Source organism: Pontibacillus marinus BH030004 = DSM 16465 (assembly GCF_000425225.1).
GTDB classification, from domain to species: domain Bacteria; phylum Bacillota; class Bacilli; order Bacillales; family BH030062; genus Pontibacillus; species Pontibacillus marinus.
This window is the reverse complement of record NZ_AULJ01000069.1, coordinates 1-17,817: the sequence shown is the minus strand read 5'-3', so window position 1 is coordinate 17,817 and position 17,817 is coordinate 1. Positions and strand designations below refer to the sequence as shown.

21 protein-coding genes are annotated in these 17,817 nt (G+C 37.9%); 12 read left to right on the top strand and 9 right to left on the bottom strand.

The window, feature by feature from the left end; genetic code table 11:
* Window positions 1-438: 438 nt before the first annotated feature.
* The 7 genes from mnhG to sda form a co-directional block, all read right to left on the bottom strand.
* On the bottom strand, window positions 439-813 hold the full coding sequence (gene mnhG / locus H514_RS0114160) for a monovalent cation/H(+) antiporter subunit G (protein ID WP_036843262.1): 375 nt from the start codon (window positions 811-813) through the stop codon (window positions 439-441).
* Window positions 794-1,087 (bottom strand): Na(+)/H(+) antiporter subunit F1, encoded by a 294-nt coding sequence (locus tag H514_RS0114155; RefSeq protein ID WP_407946859.1) that lies wholly within the window; start codon window positions 1,085-1,087, stop codon window positions 794-796. The genes mnhG and H514_RS0114155 overlap by 20 nt, the downstream gene beginning before the upstream one ends.
* A 17-nt stretch (window positions 1,088-1,104) precedes the next feature.
* Window positions 1,105-1,581 carry a Na+/H+ antiporter subunit E gene (locus tag H514_RS0114150; RefSeq protein ID WP_027447549.1) on the bottom strand — a complete coding sequence of 159 codons (477 nt, stop codon included), beginning with the start codon at window positions 1,579-1,581 and terminating at the stop codon, window positions 1,105-1,107.
* A gap of 6 nt (window positions 1,582-1,587) precedes the next feature.
* Window positions 1,588-3,069: a Na+/H+ antiporter subunit D gene (locus tag H514_RS0114145; RefSeq protein ID WP_027447548.1), complete on the bottom strand. Its 1,482-nt coding sequence runs from the start codon at window positions 3,067-3,069 to the stop codon at window positions 1,588-1,590.
* Window positions 3,062-3,400: a Na(+)/H(+) antiporter subunit C gene (locus tag H514_RS0114140; RefSeq protein ID WP_027447547.1), complete on the bottom strand. Its 339-nt coding sequence runs from the start codon at window positions 3,398-3,400 to the stop codon at window positions 3,062-3,064. Before H514_RS0114140 ends, H514_RS0114145 begins: the two co-directional genes overlap by 8 nt.
* A 1-nt stretch (window position 3,401) precedes the next feature.
* Window positions 3,402-5,738, bottom strand: a complete 2,337-nt coding sequence (locus H514_RS0114135; RefSeq protein WP_027447546.1) for a Na+/H+ antiporter subunit A — start codon at window positions 5,736-5,738, stop codon at window positions 3,402-3,404.
* A 240-nt stretch (window positions 5,739-5,978) separates the two neighbouring features.
* Window positions 5,979-6,119: a sporulation histidine kinase inhibitor Sda gene (gene sda, locus H514_RS0114130; RefSeq protein WP_027447545.1), complete on the bottom strand. Its 141-nt coding sequence runs from the start codon at window positions 6,117-6,119 to the stop codon at window positions 5,979-5,981.
* A gap of 454 nt (window positions 6,120-6,573) precedes the next feature.
* On the opposite strand from sda, the gene H514_RS0114125 reads away from it, so the two are divergent.
* From H514_RS0114125 to H514_RS0114090, 8 genes are read left to right on the top strand one after another with little or no spacing between them, the layout of a single operon-like run.
* Window positions 6,574-7,104, top strand: a complete 531-nt coding sequence (locus H514_RS0114125) for a YqeG family HAD IIIA-type phosphatase (protein WP_027447544.1) — start codon at window positions 6,574-6,576, stop codon at window positions 7,102-7,104.
* Complete coding sequence (yqeH, locus tag H514_RS0114120; protein WP_027447543.1) at window positions 7,092-8,192, top strand: ribosome biogenesis GTPase YqeH; 1,101 nt, start codon at window positions 7,092-7,094, stop codon at window positions 8,190-8,192. The genes H514_RS0114125 and yqeH overlap by 13 nt, the downstream gene beginning before the upstream one ends.
* Before the next feature lie 22 nt (window positions 8,193-8,214).
* Window positions 8,215-9,063: a shikimate dehydrogenase gene (gene aroE, locus H514_RS0114115; protein WP_027447542.1), complete on the top strand. Its 849-nt coding sequence runs from the start codon at window positions 8,215-8,217 to the stop codon at window positions 9,061-9,063.
* Window positions 9,057-9,347 carry a ribosome assembly RNA-binding protein YhbY gene (yhbY, locus tag H514_RS0114110; protein ID WP_027447541.1) on the top strand — a complete coding sequence of 97 codons (291 nt, stop codon included), beginning with the start codon at window positions 9,057-9,059 and terminating at the stop codon, window positions 9,345-9,347. The genes aroE and yhbY overlap by 7 nt, the downstream gene beginning before the upstream one ends.
* Before the next feature lie 11 nt (window positions 9,348-9,358).
* Window positions 9,359-9,922, top strand: a complete 564-nt coding sequence (locus tag H514_RS0114105; protein ID WP_027447540.1) for a nicotinate-nucleotide adenylyltransferase — start codon at window positions 9,359-9,361, stop codon at window positions 9,920-9,922.
* Entirely contained in the window at window positions 9,915-10,481 is a 567-nt protein-coding gene (yqeK, locus tag H514_RS0114100) for a bis(5'-nucleosyl)-tetraphosphatase (symmetrical) YqeK (protein WP_027447539.1), read from the top strand. Before H514_RS0114105 ends, yqeK begins: the two co-directional genes overlap by 8 nt.
* Before the next feature lie 21 nt (window positions 10,482-10,502).
* Window positions 10,503-10,865 (top strand): ribosome silencing factor, encoded by a 363-nt coding sequence (gene rsfS, locus H514_RS23140; protein WP_036843259.1) that lies wholly within the window; start codon window positions 10,503-10,505, stop codon window positions 10,863-10,865.
* Between the two features lie 41 nt (window positions 10,866-10,906).
* Window positions 10,907-11,617: a class I SAM-dependent DNA methyltransferase gene (locus H514_RS0114090; RefSeq protein WP_231566641.1), complete on the top strand. Its 711-nt coding sequence runs from the start codon at window positions 10,907-10,909 to the stop codon at window positions 11,615-11,617.
* 185 nt (window positions 11,618-11,802) lie between these two features.
* Here H514_RS0114090 and comER read toward each other — a convergent pair whose 3' ends face one another.
* The gene (comER, locus tag H514_RS0114085; RefSeq protein ID WP_027447537.1) at window positions 11,803-12,624 is read right to left on the bottom strand and encodes a late competence protein ComER; all 822 of its coding nucleotides are present in this window, start codon (window positions 12,622-12,624) and stop codon (window positions 11,803-11,805) included.
* Between the two features lie 80 nt (window positions 12,625-12,704).
* Between comER and H514_RS0114080 the strand changes: the two genes are divergently transcribed.
* The 3 genes from H514_RS0114080 to H514_RS0114070 all read left to right on the top strand — a co-directional run bounded on the left by H514_RS0114080 (window position 12,705) and on the right by H514_RS0114070 (window position 16,164).
* The gene (locus tag H514_RS0114080; protein ID WP_027447536.1) at window positions 12,705-13,283 is read left to right on the top strand and encodes a helix-hairpin-helix domain-containing protein; all 579 of its coding nucleotides are present in this window, start codon (window positions 12,705-12,707) and stop codon (window positions 13,281-13,283) included.
* 67 nt (window positions 13,284-13,350) lie between these two features.
* Window positions 13,351-13,923, top strand: a complete 573-nt coding sequence (locus tag H514_RS0114075; RefSeq protein ID WP_027447535.1) for a ComE operon protein 2 — start codon at window positions 13,351-13,353, stop codon at window positions 13,921-13,923.
* 30 nt (window positions 13,924-13,953) lie between these two features.
* The gene (locus tag H514_RS0114070) at window positions 13,954-16,164 is read left to right on the top strand and encodes a DNA internalization-related competence protein ComEC/Rec2 (RefSeq protein WP_027447534.1); all 2,211 of its coding nucleotides are present in this window, start codon (window positions 13,954-13,956) and stop codon (window positions 16,162-16,164) included.
* 68 nt (window positions 16,165-16,232) lie between these two features.
* Here H514_RS0114070 and H514_RS24400 read toward each other — a convergent pair whose 3' ends face one another.
* On the bottom strand, window positions 16,233-16,367 hold the full coding sequence (locus H514_RS24400) for a YqzM family protein (RefSeq protein ID WP_027447533.1): 135 nt from the start codon (window positions 16,365-16,367) through the stop codon (window positions 16,233-16,235).
* Window positions 16,368-16,680: 313 nt separating this feature from the next.
* Between H514_RS24400 and holA the strand changes: the two genes are divergently transcribed.
* Window positions 16,681-17,721, top strand: coding sequence for a DNA polymerase III subunit delta (gene holA / locus H514_RS0114060; protein ID WP_027447532.1), 1,041 nt, complete (start codon window positions 16,681-16,683; stop codon window positions 17,719-17,721).
* The last annotated feature ends 96 nt before the right edge of the window (window positions 17,722-17,817 follow it).

The window sequence follows — 17,817 nt, the reverse complement described above, 5'->3', positions numbered from 1 at the left end:
TCCACGCGATTATGGAAACTAACGGACCATAATTTGGCTTTCCCCACCTCATATTGATTGGAAATCATAGTAAGAGAAGTTGCTCAGACCCTTGTCATGATAGGATTAACCTGGAATTAGAACACTCTCTCCCAGAACTACGGCGGTTCCGTTAGTCACTATTCGGCTAAGGTGGGCTGTGGAACGGGTTGACTCCTCCAGAAAAACGGGCTAGCGAGACCCCGCAAGGAGCTTTAGCGAATGAGGAGGCTCGATAGTTCGTCCGGGGAAAGCAACCCGTTTCACAGCCCGCCGCACTCCACTAAAGAAACGGAACCATACTCACTTTATCTCGAAACCAAGTCTTCAAGATAAGGGGGCTTTAATGGAATAAGATCAGCTATAACAACAGTACTAAAGAAGAAAAAAGCCTCTACTCGAATCGAGTAGAGGCTTTGGTTATGATTTTTCATGTTCTGGTTTAATTACTTTATTATAATCATCTTTAACACTACGATCCCACAACGGAACACCACTTCTATAAGCAGCTCGAGAAATCATGTGTCCAGATACTGGGGCGGTGATCAGTACAAAGATAATACCTAGAATCAGTTTACCACTTACTATTCCGTGTTCAATATACATAAACAAAAAGGCGCCAATCATAATACCAGCTACACCTAATGTTGCACTTTTTGTTGCAGCATGAAGGCGAGTATAAACATCAGGAAAACGAATAATTCCTATGGAGCTTGAAACGATGAAAAACGTACCTGATATCAACAACAGTATGATGATGATGTCCCAAACGATCTCAATCCAAGTCGCGGTCAATGATAACACCCTTTTCTAAGAATTTTGCAATGGCTACTGTACCAATAAACAGCAGAATTCCAATCAGTAAAATAACATCATTTAGTTGCGTTGTAACAAGGCCAATGGCTAACAGTCCTGCTAAAGCCATTAAGTTGATCCCAATCGTATCTAAGGCAACAGCACGGTCAGGATTAGTCGGCCCAACAAGCGCTCGATATAAAAGGAGAATGATCGAGATGGAGATCGCAACGATACAAGCTGTTGTTACATATTGTAATATGTTTTGTGCCATATGAAGTGTATCCAGCATTATCTCGTAACCTCCTTGATCGCTCGTTCAAAGGATTCTTTAATGGAGTTGATTTCTTCTTCAACATCCCCAATATCCATTGCATGAACATAAATATATGAATAATCGTTAGAAATGGCAATGGATAATGTACCAGGAGTTAGTGTGATTAAGTTTGCGAGTAAAGTGATTTCCCAGTTACTCTTTAGATCGATCGGAACTGCAAATATTCCAGGTTCCATGTCTAACTTCGGTTTATATACCCATTTTACGATCGAAATATTAGATAGAAGCAATTCCTTAATGAAAAGTAAAATTAAATATATGATATTTCCAATTCGTTTCATGTAAAATTCATCAGGGATAAATCGCTGTAATAAAAACAGCAATATGATCCCGATTACATAGCCGACGAAGAATGTACTAAACGAATAAGCTTCATTTAGGAACATCCACATGAATGCAATTGTAATATTCAATACAATTTGAAAAGGCATAATGGTTTACTCCTTTAGAACGGATTCAATATAGATGGACGGGTCTAGTAAGGTGTTTGAAATCTCGTCTACAATCGGATAAACGAATTCAGCTCCAACGCCAAGGAATACGGAGAAGAACACTAGAAAACCTATAGGCCAAGCAAATGCTCGAGCTTTGGGTTTATCTGGCTGGAAGGATTCATCTTTTTCTCCCCAGAACCCTTGGATGAAAATGCGAATCATAGAAAAGAGAATAAGGAGACTCGTTATAAGACCAATGATAACGATGAAAATTTGGTCCTGAGCCAAGCCACCTTTTAATAATAGAATCTTCCCAATGAAACCACTAAATGGTGGTATCCCCGCTAAAGTAATACATGCAATAAAGAATAGCCAACCAATAACAGGGTAGTGATGGATTAACCCGTGCATTTTTCTAAGGTCACTTGTTCCTGCTAAATATGCAATTGCACCAACAAGTAAGAATAGAGCGCCCTTTACGACCATATCGTGAATTAGATAATAGACAGTTCCGGCAATTGATACTTCTGTAAATATTCCAATCCCCATCAGCATAAATCCAACTGCAGGAATAATGTTATAAGTCACAATTAACTTGATATTATTTGTCGATAAAGCACCTACAACGCCGAAGACCATCGTAAGAGCAGCTAACCATAAGAATAGTTGATGGGTTAGATCTACTTCATGGACGAAGATGATTGTAAACATTCTAAGAATAGAATAAATACCTACTTTCGTTAATAGGGCACCAAATAATGCAGAAACAACTGGGTTTGGCACCACATACGATTTAGGTAACCAGTAATAAAGCGGAAATACTGCAGCCTTTGTAGCAAAGACAAAGAACAAAAGAATGCCTATAGTTGTTAAGATTCCTTTTTGTTCAACATCTTGTACACGATCAGCAATTTGAGCCATGTTAACTGTTCCAACTACTGAATAAAGGAAGGAAACAACAGTTACAAAAAGGATAGAAGAGAAAAGGTTAATTAAAACGTATTTAATTGATTCTCTAAATTGTACTTTTTCTCCACCTAAGGTAATCAATCCATAAGAAGCCATTAACAGGACTTCGAAGAATACGAAGAGGTTGAATAAATCTCCTGTTAAAAAGGCTCCAGACACGCCTGAAATGAGCATAAAGAAGAACGTATAAAAGTAAAAAGATTCTTGTTTTTCACTCAATGATTTTGGTGCAAAGAATACACAGGCAAGCCCAATAATGTTTGTTGTAATAACAAGTAGAATGGCAAGCATATCCCCTACAAGAATGATTCCATAAGGAGCTTTCCATCCCCCAGTTTCAAGGATGACAGGACCATTTTGAAAAACATACCATCCTATGTATGCTGTCACACCTAAGTTCACAAGCATCATTATGGTTGAAAACACGCGTACGGCTCTTTGCTTACGATTCATTAGAGCCGCTATTATGCCTGATAACAATGGTATTAAAATTGGTAATACAGCTAAGTTACTCATTTTCGTTACCCCTTAATTCTTCCATATTATCTGTGCCATTTAAACGAGAAGCTCTGTATGCTAACACTAAAAGAAAGCTTGTTACACCAAAGCTGATGACAATAGATGTTAAGATTAGCGCTTGTGGGAGGGGATCAACATAATTTTCTACACCTTCAACAATAATTGGAGGTTTCCCTCTTTTTAGTTTTCCCATCGTTAAAATGAATAGGTGAGCTCCATGAGACATAAGAGCTGTTCCGATGATGATTCGTAACAGTTGTTTCTGGAGCAAGTTATAGATTCCTGTTGCAAATAGAATTCCTGATAGGATTGACGTAACGATTTCCAATCTATTTCTCCCCCTTATCACGGCGAAGTTTGATCATTCCATAAATGCCTAATGCAGCGATGCCTAATACGGCAATCTCAAACAATGTATCCAGTCCACGCATATCTACAAGAATAACGTTTACGACATTATGTCCTCCGCCTAAAGAAACTGCTGTCTCAAGGAAGTAATCCGAAATCGGCTCGAACCACTTGCTGGAATAGGAGAATATCGCTACGAATGTCATCATCGCTCCAAATAGGATAGAGACGGTAGCATTAAAAAATACTGTGCCTTTTGATTCATTTCGCTTCTCGAGCTTTGGAAGGTGCATAAAGACGAGTAAGAATAAGGCAACTGTTACAGTTTCGATAATTAACTGTGTTAAAGCTAAGTCTGGTGCACGGTAGATAACAAATAAGATTGCAAGTCCATAACCGACAACACCTAGAATTAAAATTGCTGCAATACGGTTATTTGTAAAAATGGTGGCTACGGATGCAATGACCATCATACTAACCACAAGCATATCGGGAATACCGATAGATGCTAGATCAGGGTTAGAAATGGTTAAGTCTGTGGTCAACCATAGTGTCCCGAATGTAACGACGAGAATCGCAATTAAAATGTATCGAACGTAGTGCTTTAATGAACCTGACATATAACTTTCTGTAACAACTTCAGAGTAGGCAGTTGTTTTGTCTACAAGCCAGTCGTACACACGGTTAAAGCTTAATGTACCAGGTATTACATTGTACACTGAAGACCAGCGTTTCCGAGTGTAGGCAAGAATCGAACCTATAGCGACTACAGCTAGTGACATATATAAAGGAATGCTATTAAAACCATGCCAAAACTTAATTTTCTTATGAATCTCTACACCTTTAATGGATTGAGCAGCATGGGCTAAAAACGATTCGTTAAATAAGTTAGGGAACAACCCTATTATAATAACTCCCAAAACTAGAACGATTGGAGAGATGAGCATTCCAATAGGCGCTTCATGTGGTTTTGTTTTTAGTTCTTTCTCCTTGTATTCGCCTCTAAATGTTCCGAAGACCAGGTACATGGAGTAAACGAACGTAAAGATGCTTCCAAAGACAGCAAGGTAAGGAATAATCACTTTTAATAGCTGAGCAAAGCCATCTACAGAGAAATGGTGTAGAAGTGCGGCATCAAAGAACAATTCCTTACTATAGAAACCATTTAAAAATGGTAGTGGAAATCCTGCCATTGAAAACGTACCAAAGAAGGCAAGGGTTGCTGTAATCGGCATAAACGTCATAAGCCCGCCTAACTTGCGAATATCTCGAGTACCTGTTTCGTGGTCTACAATACCTGCAACCATGAACAAGCTTCCTTTAAATGTTGCATGGTTTAAAATATGGAAGACTGCAGCAAAAACTGCTATTTTCGTTCCAAAACCAAGCATAGCCATAATCATACCGAGTTGGCTAATGGTTGAGTATGCAAGGATTCCTTTGAGGTCTGTTTGACGAACAGCCATGAAAGACCCCCAACAAAGTGTAAGAATTCCAAAACCACTTACAATAATAAAGAACCAATCACTCTGTGAAAGAATTGGAGAAAAACGAGCGATAAGGAAAATACCCGCTTTAACCATTGTTGCTGAGTGTAAGTAGGCACTTACAGGTGTTGGAGCTTCCATTGCATCTGGAAGCCAGATATGGAATGGGAACTGAGCGGATTTTGTAAATGCGCCCAAAAATAAAAATGCTATGATCCAACCGAATTGGGGACTGTTCATAATCGTCTCTTTTTGAGAGATCATTTCTTGAATACTTGTTGTATCCGTGACGATGGTTAACAGTAATAATCCACCTAACATACTAAGACCGCCAAATACGGTGATCAGCATTGATTTTAATGCACCGTAACGAGAACCCTTACGATGATTCCAATAGCCGATTAGTAAGAAGGAAGAGAGGGATGTTAGCTCCCAGAAGGTGTATAGTACGTACACATTATCAGAGAACACAACACCAAACATCGCGGACATAAACATCAATAAGTACAAGTAGAAATGGCCTAACTGCTCACTTTTATGTAAATAATAAATTGAGTAAAGTACAACAAGTGTACCAATTCCACTAATTAATAATCCAAACAGTAAACTTAAACCGTCTAAATACAAGTCAAAATGAATATCCATTGAAGGAATCCAAGGGTATGTTTTTTCAAAAGGAGAAAAACGAGTACCGACTTGCTGAATAAGGTATACAAATATACTAAAAGGGATGATTAAGACAAACCATCCTGTGTGAATGGAATATTTCCACTTACTTATTAAAGGAATAAAACAAGCTAAAATGAGTGGTAAAAATATTGCGGTTAACATTCAGTATAAATCCTCCCTCGTTATGTATAAAAGTAGGCAACTTTTACCATACGATATCATGATGCGTATATATCCATTCCATTGTAATCAAAATGAGAGGTAGGATTCAACTAAATTTACCTTATATCTAATATTCGGACAATATTGTTATAAGAATAGGTAATTAAAGTCTAAGGGATTTAGGGAGGGGAACCAATAAAAAAACCCCTACTATGCTTGATATAGTAGGGGTTCAGGGGGCTAACTAGAGTATTTTATTAGATGACTTAAAGATCGGCGTTGCAGTTCTTCTTCAATCATCTTAATAAATTCCGCACTTAATTTTAAATCATTCGCTTTGTAGTAGGATTCAATTAACAGCTCGTCTGATAAATGTTCCATAGTGATGGCCTGTTCGATCCAGGCTTCTCACCTCCCGCACAAGAATGAAAATTGGAAATGCCTTTTAAAACCGTTGTGATATTCTGTCTATTTTTATCATTCATTTGTTTCTAACATCTGTAAGTATTTAGCGTATGTTTAATTTATCATGAAAGGTTAACCCCTACAACTGCCTAGATATCCACATGAACTTGTATATAACTTGTGGGTAAAATGTGGGAAAAATAAACTTTCCCCGGTATATCACTGTGGGTTTTGTGTATGGACTTATCCACAGAGAGAAAAATGCAAGAATTTGTCGAACGGTTTTTAGAAAGAAATTATGTTTTTTGCATATGTCACTTGTCTAAATTTTATAGAAATACAAAGTTTCTTTTGAAAGGGAATACTAAATTGTATATCATGAGGAAGTGGTCCATTAAGAGGCCACAGATTGTTAATTGAGGTGAACGTTGTGTTAAAAATGTTCTTGCCGGATGAGCATGTTCATTCTATTTTTGAAATTCGTCCAGATGATTTAAAAGAAAAAGGGATAAAAGGAATCATAACAGACTTGGATAACACTCTCGTGGCATGGGATCAGAAAGATGCTACGAAAGAAGTAGAGCAGTGGTTCAAATTAATGAAAGAAAACGATATTCAAGTTACGATTATGTCTAATAATAATGAAGAGCGGGTGACAAGTTTTTCAGAGCCTTTAAATATTCCGTTCATTCATAGTGCTCGGAAGCCTTTAGGACAAGCTTTTCGTCAAGCACGGAAGGTTATGAAGCTAGAAAAGAAAGAAATCGTGGTTGTTGGTGATCAATTATTAACAGATGTACTCGGTGGGAATCGAGCGAATCTCTATACCATTTTAGTTGTACCAATTGTTCAAACAGATGGCGTTTTTACGCGTATCAATCGTAAAGTTGAACGACGTTTACTTAGTTGGTTTCAACGAAAAGGTTACATCTCATGGGAGGAAGAAAGATGGAAAAAATAATTTGTCAGGGGTGCGGTGCTGAAGTTCAGACTGAAGATCCAAATGCGGTTGGATATGCACCTGCATCAGCTCTAGAAAGAGAAGACATCATATGTAAGCGGTGCTTTCGCTTAAAACATTACAATGAAGTTCAAGATGTTGATCTGACTGATGATGATTTCTTACGTATGTTAAATGATATCGGAGCAACGAATGGAATCATTGTTAAAGTAATTGATATTTTTGATTTCAATGGGAGCTTTATAAACGGATTGCCCCGATTTACGGGTGAAAAGCCAATCATCCTTGTAGGGAATAAAGTAGACTTATTACCGAAGTCCATAAACCCAAATAAAGTAAAACAGTGGATGCGTCGTTCAGCTAAAGAGTTAGGTCTGAAGGTTAGTGATGTGTTCTTAGTTTCTGCAAAATCTGGTACTGGTATGAAGGAAGTTGCTGAAGGGATCGAATCATTAAGAAGAAATAAAGATGTTTATGTTGTTGGTTGTACGAATGTAGGGAAATCTACATTTATTAACCATCTAATTCATGAAACAACGGGAGAAAAAGAAGCAATTACAACTTCTTATTTCCCTGGCACTACACTAGGATTTATCGACATTCCTTTAGATGAAAAGTCTTCTTTATTCGATACACCAGGAATTATTAATCACCACCAGATGGCTCATTATGTATCTGAAAAAGATTTAAAAGTGATCACACCACAAAAAGAAATTAAGCCGAAAGTGTATCAGCTAAATGAAGGACAAACCCTATATTTTGGTGGTTTAGCCCGGTTTGATTTTGAAAAAGGAGAAAAAAGCTCATTTGTGTGTTACTTCTCAAATGAACTTATGATTCACAGAACAAAATTAGAAAAAGCGGATGAATTATATAAGAACCATGTAGGTGAAATGCTTACACCACCTAGCCCGGAAGCTGTTGAACAATTGCCTCCTCTTCAACCGAAAACGTTTCATGTTGAAGAAGGAAAAACGGATATTGTCTTTTCTGGTTTGGGTTGGGTAACAGTACCTGAGGGTGGGGTCACCATTACGGCCCACATTCCTGAAGGTGTACGTGTATCATTACGCCCTTCCTTGATTTAATAGTGCGGAGGTGAATTTAGCAATGAGTTATTTCTTTGGACTCGTGGGGTATCCTGCAGCTCATTCTCGGTCGCCGTGGATTCATAATCATTTTCTTGATCAACAACAGAAGCAAGGAATCTATCGAGTGTTTGAGACGCCCCCAGATGAGTTCGCATCTACACTGAAAGCAATGAGAACATTGCAAATAGATGGTTTTAATGTAACTGTACCGTATAAAGAGAGGATTTTATCCTTTCTAGATGAGGTTGACCCTTATGCTAAAATGATTGGGGCAGTTAATACAGTTCATTTAGAAAATGGAAAATGGATCGGATATAATACAGATGGGAAAGGTTTTATCAGATCATTTAAAGAATCTTACCCTAGACATTCGTTCTCGGAAATGAAAGTGCTCTGTATAGGAGCAGGAGGAGCAGCTAAAGGGATCTATCGAGCTTTGGTAGAAGAAAATACGCCTAGTGTGGATATTGCTAACAGATCTCAACAACGCGCGCAAGAAATGTTGGATCTAAAATCTTCTGAAACAAACACATCGATTTTAACCTTAGAAGAAGCTGAAGAAAAAATGTCAGAATATGATATGATTGTTCAAACTACATCTGTTGGAATGGCACCCAATGATAAGGAAAGCATTCTATCTTTAACTCATGTTCATCCGGATGCTGTTGTTTGCGATATTGTTTATCGACCAATGGAAACAGCTTTCTTAAAAGAAGCAAAAGAGCGTGGTGCACATGTATTATATGGTCATGGAATGTTGTTATATCAAGCAGCGTTGTCTTATGAAATTTGGACATCCTCTGTTTTAAAGGCCGAATTACTTCTAGAGAAATTTGAACAACAATTGAAAGGTGAGGAACCATGTTAACAGGAAAACAAAAACGATTTTTACGCTCGAAAGCACATCACTTAAACCCGATCTTCCAAGTAGGAAAAACAGGTGTAAATGAAAATATGATACAGCAAATTAACGATGTGCTAGAGAAGCGCGAACTTATTAAAGTTAGTATTTTACAAAATAATTTTGACGATAAAAATGAAGTAGCCCGTGAATTAGCAGAAGGTACAGATGCACATGTCGTGCAAGTCATCGGAAACGTCATTGTCTTATATAAAGAGTCAACTGAGCATAAACAAATTGTTTTACCTTAAAGGAGTTAAGCATGAGAAAAGTAGGTTTGCTAGGAGGTACATTTGACCCTCCTCATATCGGGCATTTGCTCGTAGCTGAAGAAGTGTTTCAAGCGCTGGGACTTGATGAGGTATGGTTTGTCCCCTCTCATGATCCACCACACAAAGAAGCTTCAAATACCAATGTGGAACATCGTGTGGAGATGACCCAATTAGCTATTAAATCAAATCCGCATTTTAGTGTTAGCGCGATTGAGATGGAGCGTTCTGGCATATCGTACACCTATGACACGGTTAACGAATTGATTCAACAATTTGAAGATACAGTATTTTACTTTATCATTGGTGGAGATCAAGTTGAATACTTGCCAAAATGGCATCGGATTGATGAATTACTTGAGCTTGTCACATTTGTAGGTGTTAAAAGAAGAGGTCACGAATTGAAAACTCCTTATCCTATTGAAAAAGTGGATATTCCAATGTTCGAGGTTTCGTCAACATTAGTACGAGATAGGTTTAAATTCGGAGGCTCAACGAAGTACTTGCTACCTGAAGGTGTGGAATCTTATATAAAGGAGCATAATTTATATGAATAGAGAAGAAGCTTTAGCTATTGTGAAGCCTCATTTAAAACAAGAACGTTATGATCATACGGTCCGTGTTATGGAAACAGCTATTCAACTTGCTCAAACGTATGGTGTAGATGAGGAAAAAGCTGAAATTGCTGCAATCTTTCATGATTATGCTAAATATAGACCGATTACAGAGATGAAGCGTTGGATTGAATCAACGTACTTACCAAAGGACTTGCTTCATTACCATCATGAATTATGGCATGGTCCTGTAGGGGCTCTTTTGGTGGAGCGGGAGATTGGTCTTCATGATAAAGAAGTGCTTGAGGCAATCCATTATCATACAACAGGTCGAGCTCATATGACCCCGCTTGATAAAGTCATTTTCTTGGCTGACTATATTGAACCTGGACGGAAGTTCCCTGGATTAGAAGAAGTACGCAAAAGTTCGTGGGAAGATTTAGATTATGGTTGTTGGATGGCTTCTAAAAATACGGTTTCCTTTTTAATGAGTAAAAGCCAACCAATTTACCCAGAAACATTTCATGCCTATAATGCATTGACGAATAAGATAAAAGCGTAAACCTATGGAAGGAATGGTTAAATGGAAAGTAAAGAATTAATGCAGCTTGCCGCACAAGCATGTGAAGATAAGCGTGGAGAAGATATTGTTGTGATGGATATGCAACATGTGTCCCTTATTTCGGATTACTTCTTAATCTGTCATGGTACAAGTGAAAGACAAGTCCAAGCCATTGCACGTGGTATCAAACAGGAAGCGGAAGAAAAAGAAATTGAAGTAAAAAGGTTTGAAGGTTTTGAACATGCACGTTGGATCCTTATTGACTTAGACGATGTCGTTTGTCACATTTTCCATGAGGATGAACGTGGTTATTATAACCTTGAACGCCTTTGGGGCGATGCACCAACTTATACGTTCCAAGACATCGCACCAGATCAAGTTTAATGATGAGTTATGGGCGTTTTGCGGAAGTGTATGACACCTTAATGAAAGATGTACCCTATGAGCAATGGGTTCAATTTACGAATAAAAGAATCAAAACCTATTTCTCGAATGCAGGTACAATTCTTGATTTAGGGGCAGGCACAGGTGAGATCACGATTCGATTAAGTGAGCAAGGTTTTCAGGTATCAGGAGTTGACCTGTCTGAAGAAATGCTCTCGATTGCTGAACGTAAGAGTAATCTTCATAACCAATCGATCCAATGGCTTAAACAAGATATAACGAATCTAGAGGTTCATGAAAAGTATGATGTCATCATTAGCTACTGTGATGTATTAAATTATATTACGGATGATCTAGACGTACAGAAAGTCTTTCAGAGTGTCTATGATTCATTAGAACCTGGAGGGCTTTTCATGTTTGATGTTCATTCCATCGGATATGTGGAACATGTTCTCAAAAATCAAACCTTTGGTGTCGTGTATGACGATGTATCCTATATTTGGTTCTGTGATGAAGGAGAAGCGCCTCATACCGTTCATCATGATTTAACCTTTTTTGTGAAAAACGATCAACATTATGAGCGCTTTGATGAGTATCATACGCAACGCACACAAAGTGTCGACGATTACTCACAATGGTTAAATGACATAGGTTTTACGATTCGAGGAATACATGCTGACTTTTCAGATGAAACGGGCTATGATGAGCTAGAGAATGACCGCATATTTTTTGTTTGTCAGAAACTTAAATAAAACTTAAATAAGGAGTTCAGTTATGGAGTACAAAACCTCATTTGTACCCTTAATTGAACTCTTTTTTTATATAAAAAGGAGTATCACATTGCTTTGGCAATGAGATACTCCTTTCTCCAGTTGAACCGGTTCTTCTTTTTTTATGAGCGAAGCAGGAAAATTGACGGTAATGTTGAATTAATATCTTAACCCATTTCCTGTTCTCGAATTTCGCGTTTATCTTTAGCGTATTTATGATGAGTACGATGGAATAGCAAATTAAACATGTTCCCAACTTCTCGTTCTAATACTGCAATACCTTCTCCTGTCACACCACCCTTAACACATACTTTCTCTTGTAATGTTCGGAGAGAGTAATGACCATCCTCAATCAATTTTCCGAATCCAATCATCATTTCTGTCATCATGATCGTAGCTTCTTCTTCGGTAATCTCTGTCTCTTCACACGCTGCTTGTATGAATCTTTGTATTAAATAGCTAAAAAAGGCAGGACCACAAGAAACAATGTCTGATGAAACCCTCGTGATTGAATCTTTAATTTCTACAGGTCTAGAAAACACCTTACAACTTTGCGTTAAGTATCCCTTCATCACTGGTTCTACAGAATCTCCAAACGTTAATAGGGCCACACCTGAAAGTGCTCGGTTCGTGATACTTGGTACTAAACGAGCTACTTGGCATGGTACAAGCTTCTCCAAATCCTCAACAGCATATGGACTCGTAATTGAAACTAAGCACTGCTGCTTAGATAATGTAGGCTCCAATTTGATTAAAAGGGGGTGAATATCTAAGGGCTTAACACATATGAATACTAAATCTGTTTTTTCTGCGATAGATGCTGCATTTTCACAAACATGAATATTAGGATAGTGTTTTTGAATGGCATAAGCCTTTTCCATTGTTCGATTGGTGATATATAAGTCTTCTTGATCGATCATGCCAGATTCTAGCCAAGCTTCTGCTAAGATCGTCCCCATGTTTCCCGTTCCGATGATTCCCCATTTCATCCTACATCCCCTCCTTTACAACCGAACTTGTTAACATTCTATGTTCCCTTAACAAATATATGAAAGTAGGTGGTACGTTTATGAAAAGAATTCCAAACTACGCCTTAACACTTTTGGTTTTACTCAGTTTTATAGGTTTATTCTTCTGGCAACAAGATATGCCTTCAGATCAAAAAGTGCTGAAAATGGAACAAAAGAATCAGAGCGAAAATCATGATGCTAATCCGAAAAATAAACAGATAACAAAATCTTCAATTGTAGTTGATGTAAAAGGTGAAGTGAATCAACCAGGAGTTTATGAGCTTGAAGAGGGAAGGAGGGTACAGGATGCAATAAAAAGAGCGGGAGGCATGACTGATAAAGCCGATCCTCTATCAGTTAATTTGGCTCAAAAATTAATGGATGAAATGGTTGTATATGTCTCTTCTGAAACCTTAGTTGGAAAGACGGCAGGATCTTATGCTTATAAGTTATCAATAAATCGAGCCTCCCTTGAAGATTTGATGAACCTGTCTGGCATTGGAGAAGCAAAAGCTAAAAAAATAATTGCTTATCGAAATCAATACGGGCCATTTAAATCTGTGGACGACCTTTTAGAGATTAGTGGTATAGGAAGTAAGACGCTAGAAGGATTTAGGGATGATGTTCGTGTTCCTTGAGCGTATTGACGAGCCTATTTGAAGGCAGTACACTTAATAAGAAAATTCGGAAAAGGTGGTTTTGTAAATGAAACGGATTTCCTGGGATCAATATTTTATGGCACAAAGTCATTTGTTAGCTTTACGTAGCACATGTGAACGTTTAGCTGTAGGTGCAACGATTGTTCGTGATAAACGCATTATTGCGGGTGGATATAACGGGAGTGTCTCAGGAAGTGTGCATTGTATTGATGAAGGCTGTTATGTTATTGATGGTCACTGTGTTCGAACCATTCACGCAGAGATGAACGCCTTATTACAATGCGCGAAATTCGGCGTACCGACAGAGGGATCAGAGGTGTATGTAACTCACTTCCCATGTATTCACTGTTGCAAAGCTCTGATTCAAGCTGGGATTAAGAGTGTGTATTATGCGAAAGATTATAAAAATCATCCATATGCTGAAGAATTATTTAGAGACGCTAATGTCCATGTGGAAAAAGTGGAATTAGAAGATCTTGTTGTAGATACAAAATCACAAGAAAAGCTACAATACATAAATGATTTAATTGACCATTTAGAAGAAAGTAATGTTTCCTCAGATAAAATTCACACCTTACGTCAGGAAGCTGCATCCTTATTTGCACCACGTAAAGGGTGATGCTTGTTGGATAGAGGGGGAGGTGAAGGGATGAATGGGTATTGGCATTATGTTGCAATATCTGGGCTCCTCGGGTTTGCTCTAGCCATTCAAAACCATTGGAGCCTATTTATTGTAACCATAATATGTTTCGCGTTGTTACGTTGGTACTCCCTCCCTAAGCTTCCTTTATTCTTATGTGTGGTTTCTTTGGTGCTTTCGTTATTCATGAATCATTACACTTCACCTTCACTTAAGCCTTTTCCCTCTGATAAAGAAGATTGGTCCATAACCATCACGAAAGCTCCAGAAATTAAATCAGATTATATTCGTTTTGAAGCTTTAGAAGAAGAAACTGGCCAAAAGTGGCTAGTGTACTCCTTTGCCCCCTCACAATTGTCCTCTGCTTTTCAATATGGTGCTACATGCGAATTTAAAGGTACTCCTGAAAAGCCAGCACAAGCTCGTAACCCTGGAGCATTTGATTATCGAGAATATATCTATTCGAAAGGCCTTCAAGGAATTATCGTGATGAATGATGAAAAAGTGGTTTGTAGTGACGGAACATTTCTCTCAAACATATTTCAGTGGAGACAAACGATTATTGCTCATACTCAAGAAACATACAGTGAAAAAACAGCATCTTGGATCAATGCCCTCGTCTTTGGTGATGACCAGTATTTATTACATGAAGAAGTTGAATCCTTTCAACGATGGAATTTATCTCATCTTCTTGCGATTTCAGGGTTGCACGTTGGTTTATTTATTGCCTTTTTCTCTTATGTAGGTATTCGGTTGGGTATCCTCACTAAAGGAAAGATGAAGGGAATGATTATGCTCTTTTTGCCGATATATGCTGTTTTAGCGGGAGGGGCTCCTTCTGTGATGAGAGCCACATTGATGGCTGAAGCGGTTATTCTTATGACGTTTCTAAACCAACGATGGCGGATTACAGATGTATTGAGCATCATTGTTCTTTTCACCTTATGGGTGAATCCATCCCTTTTATTTCAGTTAGGGTTTCAATTCTCATTTGTTGTCACATTCTCACTCTTACTTTCCAAACCAATTTTTACCCAATACAATTCCTTTATATTTTCGCTCCTTCGTGTAAGCTTCATTAGTCAACTTGCCATTCTCCCCATTCAATTAGATACCTTTTACACCTATAACCCTCTTTCCTTAATGATGAATTTGTTGTACATCCCTATTTTTTCATTCCTCATATTACCTTTATGCCTTGTTTTAGTTTTGTTTACTTTTTTTCAAGGTGTACTAACTAATTGGAGTGATTGGTTATTTCAAAAAATCGTTAATCTTTGCATGGATTTATTACTTTTCTTAGATCGGATAGGGTACCTAGAAATCGTTACAGGAGAGCTCTTATTTGGATTAATGGTTATGTATTACATCGTGTTGCTATTTATGATGCGTCAGTGGGCTCTGGGGAACGAGAAGAAGACCTTTCTCTGGGCGGTTCTACTTGTATTTGTATTAGTGTTTGATGCATGTATTCCTTACTTTTCAAAAGTAGGTCGGGTGACCATGTTAGATATTGGTCAAGGGGATACATTTGTCATTGAGTGGCCGAATCGAGAATATGTAATGATGATTGATGCAGCAGGTGCTGTTAAGACAAATGAAGATGTTTTTTCTAGTGTTATTGAACCCTATTTATTATCTAGAGGTATTGGTCATGTTGATGTATTATTGTTGACTCACCATGACGTAGATCATATGGGGAGTGCAGCTAAACTGATTTCCCGGTTTAACGTTAATACGCTCATAACTAGCCCTTATTATGAAGAAGGGGGTCAATTTGAAAATCAGATTACAGTTCGAAAAGGGGATATCTTTCAAATAGGGGAAACTTCCTTCCATGTCTTGCATCCTGAACGAGACATGAATAGCACCAATGATAATTCGCTTGTGGTTCGTTCTCATATTGGGGGAAAATCCTGGTTGTTCACAGGTGATATAAGTGGAGAATATGAAAAAGAGCTGAGTACAAGTTCAGTGGATGTATTAAAAATAGCTCACCACGGTAGTCGGTTTTCAACAAATGATACGTTCCTGAGAAAAACTTCTCCTGAAGTAGCTTGGATTTCGGTAGGAAGGAATAATACTCATGGACATCCATCGCAAGAGGTGATTGAGAGGTTGAAACAAGAAAAAATACAGATCATGAGAACAGATCAGTATGGAGCGGTGTACTTTGAATTTTTAGATGGGACAGGTACGTTTTATAGGCATGCACCATAGGATAACGTATAACAAAACCATAAAAAAAGAGACTGTTTCGAAAGCAGCCTCTTTTGTCTCATCATACATTAGTTACCAAGTAATCGTACACCTGCACCAATAGCGAAGATGATAAAGAAGAACAAGAATGAGAAAACAAACCCTAAACCTGAATCAATAACATCGTTAGTTGGTGATTGTACTTCTTTTTTAAATTCGTTCACTTTTACCCCTCCTATACCATTTCCTAGTATAAGCGATTACACGAAAAAAATCTATACTAGGTAGAAAATTTCATGTACCTTTCGTATTCCCTTTGTTGACAAGAGTTAACACCCATAGTTTTCACGGATTTGGCTACGCTATAAGTAAGCTAAAAAATATCGTTTATAAAACAGTTGCCTAGGGCTGTTTTGTAAACGTTGATATAGATGCCAGGGGGGAATGGAAAGTCCATTTCCCTCTTCAATTCACTCTTGAAAGCCATGCAAATTCCGTATACCATACTCTTATGAGTAGAAATGGAGGAACGACCGTATGGTTTATTTTGATGCATTAAAGAAAATCAAGAAAAAACAGTTTGATCCTGTTTATTTGATATATGGAACGGAGTCTTATTTGATCCAAGACCTTCAACAAGCACTCGTGCAAAACGCATTAACAGAGGACGAGCACGATGTGAATTTATCGATTTATGACCTTGAAGAAATGCCAATTCAAGAGGTCATTATGGATGCTGAAACGTTTCCTTTTTTTGGAGACCGAAAATTACTGCTTTGTAAAAATCCGAGCTTCTTTAAAGCTAAACCTGATAAAGTTCAAGTTGAACACGATTTAAATGTTCTCCAATCCTATCTCGAGCAACCTGTCGACTATTCTGTGATTGTGTTCATTGCTCCATACGAGAAAGTAGATGAACGCAAAAAAATTATAAAACAAATCAAACAAGTTGGACAAGTTATTCCTTGCCAATCGTTTAAAGAATATGAAATGAACGATTGGATTCAATCCATGGCTAAGGAATTACATATAAACTTAGAGTCCCCTGCATTAGAAATCTTTATTCAGGAAAATGGGACCAATTTAATGTCTATTCGAAACGAACTCGAGAAGATGGCTTTATATGTAGGAGAAGGGGGAACGGTAACAAAGGAAGTGGCAGAACTGCTCGCTTCACACAACCCTCAAGCATCAGCCTTTAAATTAGTAGATGCCGTGATGAATCAAAATATCGAAAGGGCTATGTTGATCTATAAAGATTTGGAAAAACAAAATGAAGAGCCAATTGGGTTACTTGCTTTACTTGCGTCTCAATTCAGGTTGATTTTCCAATCCAAACTTTTGAAGCAAAAAGGCTATTCCCAAAACCAAATCGCTCAACAGGCAAAAGTAGCCCCATTTGCGGTGAAAATGGCTTTGAAACGTGAAAGAGGATTTACGGATAAAGAACTCTCCTTAATTATGCAACACTTGACCGAAGCAGATGCGGCGATTAAACAAGGGAAGATGGATAAAACATTAGCGTTTGAAATGCTTCTGTATGAACTAATCAATGTAAAACGATCCACTAGTGCTTAAAAGCGCTGGTGGATTTTTTAATTACTTGTTCCGTTATAGCCCCCTTATCTTGAAGACTTGGATTCGAGATAAAGTGCGTATGGTTCCGTTGCTTTT